At 43.6% G+C, this 17,373-nt stretch carries 13 protein-coding genes; 4 read left to right on the top strand and 9 right to left on the bottom strand.

Annotation, left to right across the window (positions count from 1 at the left end; translation table 11 throughout):
• Positions 1–17: 17 nt before the first annotated feature.
• Positions 18–1,109, bottom strand: coding sequence for a hypothetical protein (locus Q0R35_RS13730; protein ID WP_295619201.1), 1,092 nt, complete (start codon positions 1,107–1,109; stop codon positions 18–20).
• Positions 1,110–1,302: 193 nt separating this feature from the next.
• Positions 1,303–2,292 carry a hypothetical protein gene (locus tag Q0R35_RS13725; protein WP_295619198.1) on the bottom strand — a complete coding sequence of 330 codons (990 nt, stop codon included), beginning with the start codon at positions 2,290–2,292 and terminating at the stop codon, positions 1,303–1,305.
• A 314-nt stretch (positions 2,293–2,606) separates the two neighbouring features.
• On the opposite strand from Q0R35_RS13725, the gene ppk1 reads away from it, so the two are divergent.
• Positions 2,607–4,775, top strand: coding sequence for a polyphosphate kinase 1 (gene ppk1 / locus Q0R35_RS13720; RefSeq protein WP_295619195.1), 2,169 nt, complete (start codon positions 2,607–2,609; stop codon positions 4,773–4,775).
• Positions 4,776–4,891: 116 nt separating this feature from the next.
• Here ppk1 and Q0R35_RS13715 read toward each other — a convergent pair whose 3' ends face one another.
• Positions 4,892–6,382: a sugar transferase gene (locus Q0R35_RS13715; RefSeq protein ID WP_295619192.1), complete on the bottom strand. Its 1,491-nt coding sequence runs from the start codon at positions 6,380–6,382 to the stop codon at positions 4,892–4,894.
• A gap of 1,035 nt (positions 6,383–7,417) precedes the next feature.
• Between Q0R35_RS13715 and Q0R35_RS13710 the strand changes: the two genes are divergently transcribed.
• Positions 7,418–8,629, top strand: coding sequence for a hypothetical protein (locus Q0R35_RS13710; protein WP_295619189.1), 1,212 nt, complete (start codon positions 7,418–7,420; stop codon positions 8,627–8,629).
• Between the two features lie 33 nt (positions 8,630–8,662).
• Here Q0R35_RS13710 and Q0R35_RS13705 read toward each other — a convergent pair whose 3' ends face one another.
• From Q0R35_RS13705 to Q0R35_RS13685, 5 genes are all read right to left on the bottom strand, one after another.
• Positions 8,663–9,721: a glycosyltransferase family 4 protein gene (locus Q0R35_RS13705; RefSeq protein WP_295619184.1), complete on the bottom strand. Its 1,059-nt coding sequence runs from the start codon at positions 9,719–9,721 to the stop codon at positions 8,663–8,665.
• A gap of 40 nt (positions 9,722–9,761) precedes the next feature.
• Positions 9,762–10,829, bottom strand: coding sequence for an O-antigen ligase (locus Q0R35_RS13700; protein WP_295619181.1), 1,068 nt, complete (start codon positions 10,827–10,829; stop codon positions 9,762–9,764).
• A gap of 321 nt (positions 10,830–11,150) precedes the next feature.
• Positions 11,151–12,095, bottom strand: a complete 945-nt coding sequence (locus Q0R35_RS13695) for a glycosyltransferase family 2 protein (RefSeq protein ID WP_295619178.1) — start codon at positions 12,093–12,095, stop codon at positions 11,151–11,153.
• A gap of 180 nt (positions 12,096–12,275) precedes the next feature.
• A complete protein-coding gene (locus tag Q0R35_RS13690; RefSeq protein ID WP_295619174.1) occupies positions 12,276–13,574 on the bottom strand; it encodes a glycosyltransferase family 2 protein in 1,299 nt (432 codons plus the stop codon).
• Positions 13,575–13,578: 4 nt separating this feature from the next.
• Positions 13,579–15,069, bottom strand: a complete 1,491-nt coding sequence (locus tag Q0R35_RS13685) for an oligosaccharide flippase family protein (protein ID WP_295619171.1) — start codon at positions 15,067–15,069, stop codon at positions 13,579–13,581.
• A gap of 590 nt (positions 15,070–15,659) precedes the next feature.
• Here Q0R35_RS13685 and rfbD point away from each other — a divergent pair.
• Complete coding sequence (rfbD, locus tag Q0R35_RS13680) at positions 15,660–16,538, top strand: dTDP-4-dehydrorhamnose reductase (protein ID WP_295619168.1); 879 nt, start codon at positions 15,660–15,662, stop codon at positions 16,536–16,538.
• A 206-nt stretch (positions 16,539–16,744) separates the two neighbouring features.
• Complete coding sequence (locus Q0R35_RS13675) at positions 16,745–17,044, top strand: type II toxin-antitoxin system ParD family antitoxin (RefSeq protein WP_295619165.1); 300 nt, start codon at positions 16,745–16,747, stop codon at positions 17,042–17,044.
• Between the two features lie 132 nt (positions 17,045–17,176).
• On the opposite strand, the gene Q0R35_RS13670 is transcribed toward Q0R35_RS13675, so the two are convergent.
• Positions 17,177–17,373, bottom strand: a 197-nt coding sequence (locus Q0R35_RS13670; protein ID WP_295619162.1) for a dTDP-4-dehydrorhamnose 3,5-epimerase family protein, incomplete at its 5' end; no start/stop codon positions are given.

The raw sequence follows: 17,373 nt of genomic DNA, 5'->3' as shown, positions 1-17,373 counted from the left end.
CTTAACCCGAAATCACGTTACTTAGTCTTAGCTTGCGATTTGGCTTGCTCTAAAGTAATCTCTTTGAGAGTTTGATAAGAGTTAGCATTTGCCGAACCTTCGATCGCTTTGACAGCCAGATCTTGAACTTGTTTTAGAGCTGCGGCTAATTGGTTAGAGAGACTATTCAATCGTTCTTCTTGGTTAGTAATATTCGATTGCAAAGATTCGATATTGCTTTCATAGAAACGTTTTTGTCCTTCTACTTCTTTAGCATAAAGATCGGATTCAATTTTTGCTTGGTAAGTAGCAATACCTTTACCTTCTCCTTTTGCTTTCTCGATTGCTTTTTCTTTATCTTGAACGAAAGCGGCGACTTTATCTTTAGCTTCGTGGAACAGTTTTTCCCGATCTGCTAGAGCTAGTTCGCGTTCTGCCCAAGTTTTTTCTTGGGTTTCTTTAGTTTCTGCTAGTTCGTAATATAAGGCTGCTTGTTGCTGTTCGTATTGTTCGCGATCGAGCTTTCTTTGCAGATCGAGATTATACTTATATTCTTGAACTTCGCGCTGGGTATTTTTGCGATCGAGTTCGATGCGTTCTTTAACAGTAATACCATTAACTTCTTGCTCTTTGCTCCACGCTTTAGCGAGATCTCGAACTGTTTGGATGGCGGCTTCTTGTTGCTGGGTTAATTCTTCACCAAAGGTTTTAGAATTAGTCTCATAACTCTCGATTAGTTGCTCGAAAGTATCTTCATCGACTGTCAGAGTGTGTAATGTCTGCAAGTCGGTAATTTCGGCAGTTACACCTTCCCGAATATCGGCTAATTTGGCAGCTTCTGTCGTCAGCCGTTCCGATAATTCGCTCACTGCGGCACCAAAACCGAGCTGGAGGCTATCTAAACTAGCGATCGTGTTGATTATCTTATCCTGGATCGATCCTGCGTTCATAATGGCTTTTGGTTCGTCTTTAACTACTTTGACAGTGGGTGCAGGTGGCGCGGGAGTCGCAGCAGCGGCTTTTTGGGCATTTTTCACTTCGGCTTCGAGAGCCTTTTTCTCGTCAGCGAGTTGACTGTAAGCAGTAAGAATTTCTGCTTTAGTGTTTTTATCGGTTGGTTTTGTTGCCATGAATTTTTTGGGGATGGGAGTTTGGAGATGGGAGATGGGAGATGGGAGTAAGAAGTAAGAAGTAAGAAGTAAGAAGTTTGGTTATTTCGCTTTCAACTTCTTGCACTGAGCGAAGCCGTAGCGTAGCGTCTCCGTAAGGAGAAGTGTCAACTTTCAACTTTCCACTCCTATCTCCCATCTCCCAACTCATTAATTAATTTTTCTCGCTAATTCTAGCTGAAGTTTCAAATGCCTTCATTGCTAATGATTGAGCTTGAGTCATTACTGTTTGGAGCTGTTCGGTAATAGCGATAATTTGTTCGTTCTGACGTTCGATAACTCGTTCTAATGATTGAACTTTTAATTCGTAGCCTTGTTTGTTACCTTCCCACTCTTTCTTAGCCAAATTTGCTTTAACTTTGGCATCATTGCTAGTTTCTTTAATTGCCTCTTCTCTAGCTTTTTTGACTGCTTCTTCTAGCTCTGCTGGGAATGCCACAACTTTAGCGGTGTTCTCATCAGCTAGCTTCTGGTTGTCTTTCAAGAATTTCTCGCGTTCTTTCCATTGCTTTTGCTTGTCGCGATCTTGAGACTGAAGATCTTGCTCTTGGTTGCGGTTTTTCTCGGTATAGCCATCAGTTTGCAACTGCCGATCGCGCAGAACTTTATATTGTACTTCGTCTTGCTCTTTCTGACGTTCTTTAGTAACAATTGTGGCAGATTCTGTCTGTTGCTCTGTATAATCGCGATTGTTTTGCTCCCACTGTTTGCGGAGGCTGGTTTGTTCTTTTTCTAAGTTTTCTCGATCGGTTGCGAGTTTTTGCTCGATCGCTTTTAAACTTTGTTGATGCTCTTGGGTGACAATATGTAAAGCATCGGCAACAATTCTAATTTGCTGGAGTTCCGATCGATGTTGGGTTTCAATTTCGATCGATTGTTTGACTTCGGCGAGTTTTTCGACTTCTACTGTCAGCCGCTCGGAGAGTCCATTTATAATACTCCCAAACTCTAGTTGTAAGTCTGCCATGCCTTTGACGATCGTGTCATCGGTATATGTCGCAGCTTTGGCAACTATTTCTTTATTTTTGACTAGTTGTGCTTCTTCTTGTTTGGTGGCGACTTTAGAACCCGGTCGCGATTGCTCTGCCAAAATCCGGTCTAATTCTGTTAGAATTTGGGTCTTACTATCTTTTACTATTGCCATAATTTATCTGCCTCAAGAATAACAACGCATGAAAATTACCCGTCTGGATTGCAGACATTGGGATGGTCTAGATCGCTTATTAAGTGTGCCCAAATATTTGCCTCTGCTAACAAGAGGCTGCGCTAACGAATTAACTCAGATGTACTATTTAGTTATGACTGGGTTAAGATCGAGCGGTTGAGTTACTAGAATAGTACTATTGTACCGCAAGTTAAATTCTTTGTCAAGATCTTTTAGAAGATTTGTACTAATAGAGTCGCACAATCTTTACAATTCAGCTTAAAAATTGAAATTTCAGCCGGGAGCTTTACACCATGACTTCTTCCAAATTACCGATAACAGATCGCTCGGATATCGACTTAGAAGATCCGCAATATTATCTCAGTCGAGAACTCACCTGGCTGGAATTCAATGCACGAGTTTTGCATGAAGCAATGGATGAGCGCACACCTCTAATCGAACGACTGAAATTCATGGGGATTTTTAGCTCGAATCTCGATGAATTTTTCATGGTCAGAATTGCGGCGATCGAACAACAAATCGATGCAAAAGTCAGCAAACTAATGTCAGATGGCCGAACGCCTACCGAACAATTAGCAGTAACTAGCGATCGCGTTCAGCAGCTTATTACTAAACAACATCAGCATTTTGAAACAGTGCTGCGTCCGGCAATGCTCCAGCAGGGCATTTATTTATTAGATTATTTCGATCTCCATCAAGAGCAATGTAGCTATTTACAAAGCTATTTTGAAGAGCAAATTTTCCCAGTCCTCACACCACTAGCCGTCGATCCGGGGCATCCATTTCCCTATATATCTAACCTGAGTTTAAACCTGGCAGTTGTCATCAAACATCCGACTACTGGCGAAGAATTATTTGCCAGAGTTAAAGTGCCGCAAGTTTTACCCCGCTTTATCGAATTACCTGTAGAAATTAAAGCGATCGATCGCTCCAATCCACTTCAATTTGTGCGCGAAACCGCTGCTACCGAATCGCAAATGTGGACGGGTATTCCGATCGAACAACTGATCGCGCACAATTTAGAATCCCTATTTCCGGGGATGAATATTCAAGATTGTTATACCTTCAGAGTCACGCGAAATGCCGATATTAGCGTCGCTGAAGATGAAGCTGACGATTTACTCCTGGCGATCGAACATAGCTTGCGGAAGCGGCGTAAAGGTGGCTCTGTGGTGCGAATTGAAGTAGATGCTGCCATGCCGCAACACATTCGCCAGATGTTGCAAGAAGAACTAGAAGTCACCAGTCAAAATATCTATGAAGTTAATGGGATGCTAGGTTTGGGACATCTGATGTCTTTTTTATCCCTACCGATTCCTGAATTAAAAGATCCGCCGTGGAATGCCATCTTGCCAGCTTACTTACGTCGGTTTAAAGTAACCGAAGATAGCGGTAATTTTTTCAAACTAATTGCCGAGAAAGATTTTTTAGTTCATCACCCCTATCAGTCATTTTCGGAGACAGTAGAACGGTTTATTACTTGTGCGGCAAATGATTCTAAAGTATTAGCCATTAAAATGACGCTTTATCGAACCACCGGAGATTCACATATTCTCAAGGCTCTGATTAAAGCTGCGGAAAATGGCAAGCAAGTTTCGGTATTAATCGAACTCAAAGCCAGGTTTGACGAGCAAAATAACATTAATTTAGCACGTAAGCTAGAACAAGCTGGCGTGCATGTTGTCTATGGATTAGTCGGCTTAAAAACGCATACCAAAGTGGTACTAGTCGTGCGGCGCGAAGGCGAAAAGATTCGGCGGTACGTACATATCGGGACGGGTAACTATAATGCAAAAACGTCCAGCTTATATACAGATGTCGGCTTGTTTAGCTGTCGCCCCGAACTTGGTGCAGATCTGACTGATTTATTTAATTATCTGACTGGTTATTCTCAACAGAAATCGTATCGCAAATTACTAGTTTCGCCTGTAAATTCACGAGAATTATTCGATCGACTAATCCAACAAGAAATCGACCACTGTCGAGCTGGTAAAACTGGGCGGATCGTAGTTAAAATGAATGCTCTAGTCGATACGAAAATCATTACCAATCTCTATCGGGCATCTCAAGCTGGCGTATCGATCGATTTGATTATTCGCGGGATGTGTTGTCTGCGTCCGGGGGTACCAGGCGTGAGTGATAATATTCGCGTCATTAGTATTATCGGTCGTTTTCTCGAACATTCCCGGATCTATTATTTCCAAAATGGCGATGAGCCGAGAGTCTTCATTGGTAGTGCCGATTGGATGACGAGAAATCTCGACCGCCGGGTAGAAGTAATTACTCCGATCGAAGATCCAGACATTTCTAAAGATCTTCAAGAGATTTTGGGTATTATGTTAGCAGATAACCGTCAAGCTTGGGATATGCAGCCCGATGGTAGTTATCAACAACGTCGCCCCCAATTTGGCACTGCGGCTGAAAGTACTCAAGCTATTTTGATGGAGATGGCAAGTCAGTAAATCTTAGCGGCTAGTCGTGCGGACTGTAAAACTAGGTTGCTACACTACAAACCCGACTTTTTAGAAAAGTCGGTTTTGTGTCCTAACCGACATGGCAACTGCTATTAAAACTCGATTTATTGTCCTTGCATTTTTAGAACTACCGAGAATGTCCGGAGTAAGATTTTGAGATCCAACCACGGCGACCAATGCTTGAGATAATATAGGTCGTACTGAAGCTTAATCGATGCGTCTTCAACCGTACTGCCGTAACCGTAATTAATTTGCGCCCAGCCAGTCAAGCCGGGTTTGGCAGCCAATCGCGTCCGGTAGAAGGGAATTTGCTGCTGTAATTCTTTGATAAATTGATAGCGTTCGGGGCGAGGGCCGACCATACTCATTTCGCCACGGAGGACGTTGAGGACTTGAGGCAGCTCGTCTAAGCGGGTTTTGCGAATGAAGTTGCCAACTTTGGTAATCCGTGCGTCGCCTTTAACCGCCCATTGTGCCTTACCATTGCGTTCGGCATTTTGCACCATCGATCGAAACTTATAGACAGTAAATTTAGATCCGTACTGTCCGACGCGTTCTTGCTTATAAAAAATCGCCCCAGGACTATCTAACTTAATTGCCAGCGCGACAAAGGGGAATACTACTGCAAAGATCGATCCGATAATTATGCCGCAAATCAAATCGAGAATTCTTTTGCCAATCCGATTGAATGTATCGAAGGGGTTTTTATTGAGGGGTAGAGCTGAGTACCATTGACTGCCAATGTGTTCGACAGCAACTTTACCAGTCATTTGCTCGTACAGTACGGGCATCGGTGTGACCCCAATGCCCCGCTCGTGAAAGCTAGTGAGCATTTGGAGTAAGTCTTCATCGATCGGATTGCTGATGGCGAGTACGATCTCATCGACATTGTACCGCTCGATGTCTGCTACCAAGGTCTGGCGATCGCCTAAAATCGGAATATTCTGACAGACTTTACCATGCAATTTGCGATCGTCGTCGATAAAACCGATCGGCTGATATTGTGGATACTGCTTGAACGACTCTGCCAAAATTTTGCCCGTGACTCCTGCCCCAATAATCAGCACTCGCTGACGAGCGTGACCGACACCGAGTACTACGGCATACATCAACCGCCATGCTAACAATAGAATGGTAGTAACCCCGATCGCCAATGCAGGCGCAAATCTCAGTGCAACAGCGTCTTCGGTATTGACGGAAGCTGGTGCCGTTACAAAGTAATAGATGAGGTAAATCGCGCCGATGCCCACCCCACCCCAAATAATTTGTCGAATCGTCCGTTTGACTTTTACGGCAATGCGGAGATCGTATAAATCGCTGATAAACATCCAAATTAACCAGCCGATCCCCATTGTGGCAATCCAGACCGAGTGATAACCGACTAACTCTAGGCTCAGGGTGCGCCCGCTTTTATGAGTCCAATACCATAGCGAACCAACAATTCCACTGGCAATTAGGAGTATGTCAGCGATACAAAGTAGAAATTTGCGCTCGGAAAACTCCAGCGACAGCTTAATTTCCGGTAATAAGTATGAAAACATCAATCTACTTAGGTTATGAATATTAGTGGAACTGCCAGTTTTTTTGATACTCATCACCACTAAATCGCTAAAATACAGTATCTCTTAGTAAAAGTATTATATCTATATTTAGAAATAGAGCGATCGACCTAGAGAGGTAGATAATTTGCTTTGCTTGAAATTAAATACTATTTTGGTCTATCGTTACACCAGTTCTCTTCAATCCTAGCTGACTAGATCGCTGGGGTGAATCGGCTAATTATCTCAATTAAGTTTGCTGCAAATGGCGTAGGGTTTCGATCGATCTAGTTCGCGAGGAACTTTTCTAAACTGCTAGCCGTCGCAAATCGGTGCGTTGACCGCTATAACTGTCTGGGATTGACTTTTGGCATTAGATCGCCAAATTTATCTGCGAGAACATTCCTCTCGATCGATAGACTATAGATAAAGCATCAGTCAAAAGACGTAATTTTATCGGTAGTCGCTAAAACGATCGACTGCGGTCTAAAATTAAATTTATTACGGGCTACAACCCATGCTGGAAAAAGTTTTGCAAGCTTTTCGATCGTTCAAAAGCTAAATCGCAATTTTGTGAAGATTTTTAGGACTAGATCGAGGCTTTAAAACCAATAGAAATTTATATCAATTAGCTAGAATTAAACTAGATTAAGATTCGGTAATTCGATCTTTAACTTTAAAATTCAGATAGAGCATATCATATCATGCTCGGCAAAGATAGTTAAATTACATCACTAGTTTAGCTACCAAAGCAATATCGATTCTCGTTCCGAGCGGCTACGCCAACGATACTTGTCGAATAGTGGATAGTGGATAGCTTGCACTGCTGGCGTTGTCTTGACTGAAACACTCTGGCGAGAGGGCACCTCCGCGTTATTTCAGTCGCTCCGTAAGGAGAAGTGTGGATTGTGGATAGTCAATAGTGCTGATGGGTGGGTGACCCGATCGATGTTCCAGGTGTATAACAGTTAGCGAAATCTTAACTGGCAGAGGGCAATGATAAGATTAGCCACATCAGCTCCAACCCGATTTTTTTAGCTAATGGTGATATCGTTCTGTGAATTATCAGTCTGGGTGCGATCGCGATTGAGGATGGCTCGTCGGTCGATCGTCATTTATCTAGTCGTGGCATTCTTACTTACATTCTACCTACAAACTACAGCCACAGAGAACCCCCGCACCCCCAAAAAATTAATTGAGTACGGCTGGGATGCTCCAGATCCCAACTTTTATCGCCAGCATCTTCAAGAGATGGAGCAACAGCCATTCGATGGCATTATTCTCAAACTCAATGCTGGTAAAGAGGTATTTAAAAAAACAGCTTATCCGAATACTGCATTTACCCAAGATCGTCGCGATTTGGCGGCAACTAAATCTACCCGATTTACCGATAACTTTGTCGTCATGTGGTCGGGAATGGATGATGGCTGGGATTGGTTCGATAATAATGACTGGGAAGCCGCTACCCAAAACATGCAAAACTTTGCCACAACTGCCAAAATAGGTCGCTTCCGGGGCATTGCTTTCGATTCGGAACCTTATACTACAACCAGCCCGTGGAAATATCGGCAGCAGCCCCACCGCCAGCAGAAAACCTTCGCGCAGTACCAAAGACAGGTTCGCAAGCGTGGTGCCCAATTTATCCAGGCTTTGCAAACACGACAGCCAGGGACGCAAGTACTGACATTCGGGCTGTTAAGTTGGCTCAAAGATTTGTGGGCAACGCCGACTACTGCGGCTAAGTTACAGCAACAGCTTGCCACCCACGACTATGGATTATGGCCAGCCTTTGTTAATGGGATGCTCGATGCAGCGCAACCCCGTACGGTAATGATCGACGGACATGAATGGGCGTATTATTTTTATCGCACTGAGTGGTTCGATGCCGTTCGTGATTCGATCTTTAATAAGGCACGGATCTTTGTCGATGCCAATAACAATCGGAAATACGATCGACATGTTAAACTCGGTCAATCTGTCTATTCCGATCTAGTCCTCGATCGATTTCCCAGTCTAGAAAAAGATCCCCGCTCTGGCAAGACTACCCAACATTTTCTCACGCCAGCCGATCGACTGCGGTTATTAGAGCAGAATGTTTATCACTCACTCCGTACTACCGATCGATATGTATGGCTGTATAGTGAAAGTGCCGATTGGTGGCAGCAAAAAGCTCCCCCAGGTGCCGCAGCAGCCATTATCCGTGCCAAAACGAAGATTCAAACCAAACAGCCCCTCGGCTTCGATCTCGCGCCAGCGGTCGATAAAGCCATCCAGCAATGTCAAGCAGTGAGCAAGAGCTGTTAGCTAAATCTGGAGCAACATCCGATCCTAGAGATCCTAAATACACCCTCTCAGGAGTTGTGCCATTTTAGGTGCGGTAACTTGCAGACAATATTTAGATTCAACCATCTCGCGACCTTTGGCTCCCATCTCGGCACATAATTGAGAGTCGCTAGCAAATTTAGATAAATAATCCGTCCACTCAGTAAGATTATTTGCCTGAAAACCATTGACACCATGAGCGATAATTTCTTGATTGACACCGATGGGCGTACCGACGACAGGCAACCCACATGCCATATATTGAATGAGTTTGATACCGCATTTACCCTCTTCCCACGGAGTGCTATCTAATGGCATAATTCCCACATCAAAACTTTTGATATCTTCGACTTCCGTGTGTTCTTGCCACTTTTTAATATTCAGATCCAGCTTTCCGAGTGTTAACGCCCCCGCACCCACGAGTGTAAACGTACAAGCATGTTGCCGATCGACCTCTTCAAACACCGATTGAATCGATTTGAGGTAACTACTAGTGCCAGGAGAACCGATCCAGCCAATATTCAAAGCCCTACTATCGCTAGGGGTTTTGAGCGAGTAGCGATCTAAATCGATGACAGTCGGAATAATTTCGATATGTTTGGCACCTGCTTGATATGCTCTGGAGGCGATATATTTATTGCCAGCAATTACCAATTTGGCATGAGCCATCACCCGATCGATCTTGGATGCTAACAATGTTTTGGTGAGCTTAGACCCATAGTAGTCATAAATATGAAATTGGGCATCATCATAGTCAACTGCATAGGGAATGTTGCCGATAATTCGATGTTCTAGCCATTCAGGAATATATGGAAAGAGTTCTTTCTCAATCCAGAGCAAATCGTAGTCGCGATTGCTCATTAATCTAACCAGGCGTTGAAAATAAGATCTCAAAACGTTAGTAAAATTTCGCTGTCCATTATTGATGTTGGTTACATATTGATTATCTAATAGCGGTGCGATCGTCAGATCGAAATCTTGAGATTTTAGGTAGGGCAGATATTGATAAAATCTATACCTACTACTACCACCTAATGAGCCATATTTTGTAAGAACTAGTATTTTGTAAGGCATAATTTAATAATTAAGGATAATTGTAAAAGGTGAGCATTTTCTAGGGCGATTCTGTCAGCATCGGCGATCCTTCTTCAGGTGGATCGCAGTAAGCACTCAAATACATTAGTGCTAAGAATACCCACTGATATACAATATTTTGAGCGGTTAAGTTAGAATCCTCAAATTGAAGTTGAATCAGAATTGCAAAATTAGCAATGGTATATAGCACCATTCGTCTTTTTGTGACAAAAGACAGAGATTTAGTCGCCATTTTTTTTAAGCAAAATGTGAAATTGTTAATTGTAAATAAGATGTAGGCAACTAGCCCAAAGATACCTTGCTCGACTAATGTAGTTAGAAAAATATTGTGCCCGGTATGTCCGAGTTCGCCTAACATACCAAAGTAGCCGAGTGGTTCGAGGGGATGATTAAAAAAGTAATCGATCGATATTACCCATAATGTCGTTCGTCCATTAAAACCGCCGATATCTGCGGCTCCATCGCCGACTCTGGCATCAAAGATCGTATCGAGATCTTGACCGTAAAAACTAGTGATAGATAGAAAAATAACAGCTAATAATCCAACAAAGATCGATGTCTGTTTTGCATTTTTAGTCGAGCCACCAATGACGATCGTACTCAGTAATAAAGTAATCGTGACATTTCGCGATTGGGTAATTAGAATCGCCATCACGATCGTCACCATAATGACTAGCATCCAGTTGGATTTCTTTTTCTTTTTCTTAACTAGAATTTGGGCTTGAATTTGAGTCTCGGCTTGGGCTTGGGCTGGAGCATTAAATAATCGATCTAAAGCTGAGAAAAAAGGCATCATTAAACAGGCAGCGATCGTATTTGAAGCTCCCCACGGTAGCGACATCAACCCCCCATTTTCACGTTCTAGTAAAACTTTATCTAGTGAATTTTGTTGAACTGCCAGTAAAAAGTTAATAATAAAGTAAACTGACATCAGAAACCCAGACAAAATAAACAGCGATGATATTTTGTTGTAAGCTAAAGTTGCATCTTTACTAATCGATGAGTTTGAGGTAATATATAAAAATATTGCAAAACCAACAAAATCAAATATCGATCTGGCAAATGATAGTACCAGATTCTCGTTCATTAAAGAGGAGATAAAAATAGCAAATACATGCAATAGTCCACACAATAGTGTTAATTTGAGATCCTGTGAATAATTAACTCGTTCTTTTCTCGTAATAAAAACACCGCTAATAAATAGCGATAGTAAAATTAAGAATGGAAATGCAAAGCTGATTACAAATGAGCCAGAGCCAGTTCCAGTCGAGAAAGGTAGCAGACACATTGATATCGAGAAAATAAGATATAAGTGACTGCTATATGAGTTTTTACCTATGGGGAGAAACATCAGCAAGGATTTGGATTATGGACTCGATCTGTGAGAAATAGCGATCGCCTAAATAACTCAGGAGCCGCTCGATTTGTAGATTTCGGGAAGATTGGCAAATAATTGAGCGTATCCGAAGATGGTTTCTTTGACTTGCGATCCAGAAAGCTTGAGCAATGCGAAGATGATCCGCGTAAATGGCTCGATCGACAGCGATGCCAGCATCATCAGATTGGCTTGAATTGGGTTAAAATGCTTGTAACCATATAAAATCCGGCTGCGAAGCGAGTAAAACAGCCGAGTGGCTTTGATATTCTCTGAGGTACCGCCGCCTTTGTGGAACGATCGAGCATCCGCCAGATAATAAGATAACCAGCCTAACTTTTTAACGCGATAAGATAAGTCGAGATCTTCAAAGTAAACAAAGAAGCTCTCGTCGAACCCATTTAAAGAGCGAAAAATCTCGCTCCTAATTAGGTAAAAAGCTCCCATGACATGATCGACAGGCTGAGTGTTATTGTGATCCCATTCCGTCATCATGTAGCTAGTAGACTTGTTTTTAAAAAGCTTATCGATACCCAAAATACTGCACCATAGCGTGCTAGGAGTCAGGAAGCGCGCGCAACTGCGTTGAATTTTGCCGCGACTGTCTACTAGTTGAATCCCGACTACACCAACTTGCTGGCGATCGGGTTTTTCCATAAAACTGATGGCGCGATCGATCGCATCGGGAGCAGTTTTAGTATCTGGATTGAGAAATAACAAATAGTCGGCGGTACTAATTGCCGCACCTTGATTGCAGGCGGCTCCAAACCCGTTATTTTTAGCATTCCTAATAATCTCGATCGGTAGTCCGATTTGCTCTAAACCTTCAAGAGATCGATCGGTCGAAGCATTATCGACGATAATTACTTTATCTAATCTAAATTCTTGACGATCGGCACTAGCTACTGCTTCTAAACATTCACGCAGTTGGATCGATGAATTCCAATTAATAATAATAATATCTAGAGACGGTAACATAATTTATAACCTTAAATATATTAATTTCACTTGCTACTCGCGCGAGTGCCGATCGCTTAAAGTAGCATATTTACGTTCTCAACTAATATTCTATTTGTCAGCGATCGCTTTGGCGGAGCCTCTCTGAAGGAGAATCGCACACAAACTCAATTTCGGTTAAAATCATTTGACAGATGACAGTTACCGCCGTTGTTTCAGTCGATCTCTTATAATACGCAATGGTGTTCGTAACACTTTTGCCATAATCGCCAGAGACATTTGAAATTCATTAATATCTCCAGCCATAAATTCGACAAATAGTCTTTGAACGAAACCTTTGGAATTAGTCACTGAAATTCCTTCAGTGTTATAGATCGCGATCGGTACTGGGAGTTTGCACCAATTTTTGGTATCATACTTCCGGAAAAAGAAATAATCTGAGATGCTCAACTTATCGTGAACTAAATATTGATAATTTGAGTGTAAACGCTTGTGATATACAATCGATTGGTGAATCACGTCTTGTTTCTCCTTCGAGCAGACGCGTAACTTTATTATTCCCATTCCATCATACAAAATAGTATCGGAGTAGTAAAAATCGACATTTTCTTGTAGCGGTACCCGACTGAGCGATCGACAATCGGCAAAAAAGTCGCCACAGTTCATAAAACTCAGCCACTCGCCAGCAGCCAGATCGATCCCACGATTCATGGCATCGTATAAACCTGCATCGCGTCTGCTCACCCAATAATCGATCCGATCGGCATATTTTTCAACGATCTCGATCGTCCCATCGGTGGAACCACCATCGATAATAATGTATTCAAAATTCTGGCAATCTTGATTGATAACCGATTGGATGGTTTGTTCGAGATTACTGGCACCATTATAGACGACGGTAATTACCGAAATGAGCGGACGATTAGCACTACCGCGCCGCTCGATGCCTTTAGTTCGCAATCCGCCTTCGCGAATGCCTGGTTTGGTACTGACGATCGTCGGTAAGTCTAGATCTAGAGCTGTGCTATTGTCTAGCCGCTCGATTTCCGGTAGCTCGAATGGTAGCGTCAGTGGTAATGGTAAATAGTAATGATGGATGCTCTGCCAATATTTGCCGATGATAAATTCCGCAGGTACCGCTCGATTGCTACTAGCACCCAAATGAGCGGCGGGGGTACATAGATAAACAATCAGTTTGTGGCGAGGTTTGCGACGGCGATCGATCGGACATAAGAGCGTAGACTGATTCCAGCCGTAATCGTAGCAGTGCTGTCTGAAAATCTCACTCCCCCAAGCCAAGCGAAAATCGATATCGTACAACTCGCCGCGATCGTTCGCACAGACGATCGATTTTACCCCCATCCAGTCTCGCAACCGATCGGCAGGATGATTGTAAATGCTCACGATCTCGACAATCTTCAGATTGGAATCGAGCGAATTGACAAATGAGAGATATTCCGCGCTGTTTGTGCCGCGATCGATCGCTTGATAATTGAGCATAATTCTAATTTACTTTATTGGAAAAACTGTACTGAAGCTTTGTGTAGATGGCTTTGAGGGTGGCAAATTGATGAAAAATGTACCAGCCTAGCAATCCGATCGATAAGCCGCTCATCAGGGCTAATTTAACGATCGGATCGCCATCGATAATCCCTGCGCCAAAGATCGTAACCGTCACGACTAACGGCACCCCCAACCATTGCAACCATTTAAGCCCAGGAATTTTCAGCAACCTGCACCCATAGACATTCATCAGCCAGGTAACGGCAAAACCTAAATTACCCAACATCGCACCCAATAACCCCAATCGCTCCGTTCCCGTCCAAATTAGCCCCAATGCCAAGATACTCCCCGCCACCTGAATTGTCATACAAGTGCGTGCGGCATTCAAACCCAAACACAGAAAGAACCCAACTGCATTTACCGAATACAGCGCGTAAGCTAAAACAGCAATCCGAAACGATAATAACACCGTCGCGCTCGGCTCGTTACCTAACAGCAGCTTGAGTAAAAATGGTGCCACCGTCAGCAATACACAGCCAATTCCCAAGGCAAAAAAACTATTAACTAAATAAGCCTGCTTGACGCGATCTTCTACCTGTACTCGATCGAACTCTTCCGATGCGGCTAACGCGCTCAGAGCGGGCATCATCGGCTGTACAGGTAATGCCGACAACACATTAATCTGATTGGTAACGTTGGTAATAGCAGCATAAATTCCTAATTCCGTCGTACCTAAAGCAGATCCGACAATTACCTTATCCATTTGGGCAAATAACACCCCACCCATCGCCGTCAGCCAGCTCATCATGCTATAGCGAAATATCTCTACTCCCCGTTGAGGGTTCCAATTAATATGCAGCGGGAATTTTTTGAGCAACCACCAGTTAATCCAACAGTGACAGAGCAAGCCGCCGACAGCTACACAAATTTGCCATTTCATGAGGGCGACCGTTTTGCCGCCAGTAAATACGACAATTAACATGCCGATATTTAGGGCAAAGGCTTGAATAGTGGTAATGCCATTGGTAAGATCGTATCGCTGACACGCTTGCTCGACACCAACTAGCACCTGCTGGATCAATCGCGCCCAGACGACAATCGCGCCAAGTTTGAGTGCTTCGATCGCAATTACTTGTTGGAATGGTTGTAATTTACCAAACCCACCAACGATCTGTGATGCGAATGCCCATAAAAAGGCACCTGCTAACACCGATAAAACCAGCATCGCGCCGCCCGTAATTGTCAGCGTTTGCGATAACCCCGCCACATCGTTGCGTTCCAAATCTTGAGACACGAACATAGTCGTCGCCAGCGACAAACCCGATTCAGCAAGGGTAACGATGACAATTACCGTCATCGCCAGCGTCCATAGCCCATATTCTTCGACTCCCAACAGCCGAATCAATACCGGAATCGTCAACAAGGCTAATCCAATCCGAATGATGCCAGCAGCAGTATTGTAGAGACCATTTTTTAACAAGCTTTGCTTCATAGATGAGCAGTCAATCTAAATTGTTAATTATTTGACATCAGAGGGTGTCTGAAAAGTCTGATTGGCTTCAATCGTAGATCTGAATCCCCCTGTCTTGTCTCGCATAATTCGGGAGGGAACCTCCCGGCTGCGAGCCGCTAAATCCCCCTTTTCAAGGGGGACTTCCGGATCCGGTTCCCCCCTTTTCAAGGGGGGCTAGGGGGGATTTATAGGGTTTACGCCTAACAAACTAGATTTTTCAGACACCCTCTCAGCAATCGATCGACATCATCAACCAATCTCACCCCAATGACATCATCAATTCTGGCTTCACCCATGTAAAATCGCTTGGCTCCCAAGTACTATCTAGCAGGTATACTATCGAAATCATTGAGTTATTTCAATAATCAACTGCTAATATCTAGATCTACAACCTGGGAAACTGGAGCGTTTAATTTAAGATAGAAGTTTGAAAAATGGTATCATCAATTAGACCAAATATAACATCATCAGATCGGTCGATGAAACCAGTAAAAATACTGAAAAATGGCGCGATCTGGCGAATAGTTATAGTTGAAAATTGACTAAAAATTATGATAACTGTGTAAAATATGCGAGAAATTTTAATTCTTGGGAAACAGGGACAAATTGCTTGGGAACTTCAGGTGACTTTAGCCACTTTAGGCAATATTACCGTGCTGGGATCGCAAGAGTTAGATTTAGCCGATCCTGATGCGATCGCTACCAAAATTCGTCAGCTCAAACCCGATCTCATTGTTAACGCCGCCGCCTATACAGCCGTCGATAAAGCCGAACAAGAACCCGAACTATGTCAGGCGATTAATGCCACCGCACCGGGGATTCTCGCCGAACTAGCACGCGAATCTCAAGCTTTACTCGTCCACTATTCTACCGAATATGTCTTCAACGGTCAAAAAACTAGCCCCTATCTAGAAACCGATCTGCCCCAACCGCTAGGGGTATATGGAGCCAGCAAACTGGCTGGCGAACGAGCGATTATGCAAGCAGATTGCCAGCACCTAATCCTGCGAACCACTTGGGTATATGGCAATCGCGGTAAAAATTTCTTATTAACGATTTTGCGACTAGCCGCCGAAAGAGCCGAACTCAAAATCGTTGCCGATCAAGTTGGCGCACCGACTTGGAGTAGATCGATCGCCGAAGCTACCGCCCAGATTTTAGCACAATGCAATCCAGAGCGAGAAGTCAGGGGCATCTACAACCTCTCCGCAGCGGGTAAAACCAGTTGGCACGGATTCGCCAGTCAAATTGTCAATCTATATCGGTTAGCTTATCCCGATCGACACCTCGCCGTCGAGAATATTTTAGCGATTCCCGCTAGCGATTATCCCACCCCCGCCCAACGTCCAGCTTACTCGGTATTAGATAACAGCAAGGTATTAGCCGACTTTGGCGTACAGTTACCCGCCTGGGATGCCAGCCTAGAGCAATTATTCGCCCGGTGGTAATAGACCAGTCACACTAGGTTTCAGGCGATTCTATCTCGTTGGCGTGGCCTCTCCTGGGAGAATCGATCTCGGTCGGAGATGCGATCGAACCACCCAGCCTATCTCTCTGAATGAATCGATCGTTATCCTTCAATCGCTGACAGGTTTTTAGGTGTGGCTATGTTTGAGCGGTTACAATAAAACTATCTTCCTAGATCGTCATACTCATGCTGACAATCACCTCCGAACACGAAAAACTCATTCAAAATCACCTAGATACCGGACGTTACGCCAACGCTGAAGAAGTCCTGGAGATCGCCCTACAACTGCTCGCTCGCCTCGATACCGAACATCAAGTATGGATCGAAGAAACCCGTCAACAAATCGCTATTGGCATCGCCGAACTAGACCGTGGCGAAGGCATTGATGGTGTGACTGCGATGGATGGATATCTTCAAAAATTTCAGACGGCACGACAAACGCTGGTTTTAGGTGATTTTAAAGCGTCGGCTCAGTTGCTCCTATGAGAATCGTGGCACGTTACACTCCAATTAAAATCTAATGTGGAGCAGCATTCGCTTCACATTAGATTTTTGCGCGGATATAGCTGAGATCTTTTGCTAATCTCCCGCTGGAAATCGGTTTAAACCGAACTTATTCTAGTCAGATGGTAATAGCTCTAGCACATCAGCAAGCTTGGGTAATTCGGCATCCTTAACCGATAAAACTGGTGTGTCGATCGGCCACTGAATTCCTAATTGTGGATCGTTCCAAATCAAACCCCCTTCATCGCCAGGAACGTAAAAATCGGTACATTTATACAAGAATTCGGCACTGTCGCTCAATACGCAAAAAC

The organism is Chamaesiphon sp. GL140_3_metabinner_50 (assembly GCF_025361915.1).
GTDB lineage: Bacteria > Cyanobacteriota > Cyanobacteriia > Cyanobacteriales > Chamaesiphonaceae > Chamaesiphon.
This window is presented reverse-complemented; position numbering and strand designations above follow the sequence as displayed.

Coding starts and splice junctions, on each gene's coding strand:
- Q0R35_RS13675 (WP_295619165.1), top strand. CDS start 16,745: ATGCTGACAATCACCTCCGAACACGAAAAACTCATTCAAAATCACCTA.
- Q0R35_RS13700 (WP_295619181.1), bottom strand. CDS start 10,829: ATGAACGAGAATCTGGTACTATCATTTGCCAGATCGATATTTGATTTT.
- Q0R35_RS13710 (WP_295619189.1), top strand. CDS start 7,418: ATGGCTCGTCGGTCGATCGTCATTTATCTAGTCGTGGCATTCTTACTT.
- Q0R35_RS13730 (WP_295619201.1), bottom strand. CDS start 1,109: ATGGCAACAAAACCAACCGATAAAAACACTAAAGCAGAAATTCTTACT.
- Q0R35_RS13690 (WP_295619174.1), bottom strand. CDS start 13,574: ATGCTCAATTATCAAGCGATCGATCGCGGCACAAACAGCGCGGAATAT.
- ppk1 (WP_295619195.1), top strand. CDS start 2,607: ATGACTTCTTCCAAATTACCGATAACAGATCGCTCGGATATCGACTTA.
- Q0R35_RS13705 (WP_295619184.1), bottom strand. CDS start 9,721: ATGCCTTACAAAATACTAGTTCTTACAAAATATGGCTCATTAGGTGGT.
- Q0R35_RS13715 (WP_295619192.1), bottom strand. CDS start 6,382: ATGAGTATCAAAAAAACTGGCAGTTCCACTAATATTCATAACCTAAGT.
- Q0R35_RS13695 (WP_295619178.1), bottom strand. CDS start 12,095: ATGTTACCGTCTCTAGATATTATTATTATTAATTGGAATTCATCGATC.
- rfbD (WP_295619168.1), top strand. CDS start 15,660: ATGCGAGAAATTTTAATTCTTGGGAAACAGGGACAAATTGCTTGGGAA.
- Q0R35_RS13725 (WP_295619198.1), bottom strand. CDS start 2,292: ATGGCAATAGTAAAAGATAGTAAGACCCAAATTCTAACAGAATTAGAC.
- Q0R35_RS13685 (WP_295619171.1), bottom strand. CDS start 15,069: ATGAAGCAAAGCTTGTTAAAAAATGGTCTCTACAATACTGCTGCTGGC.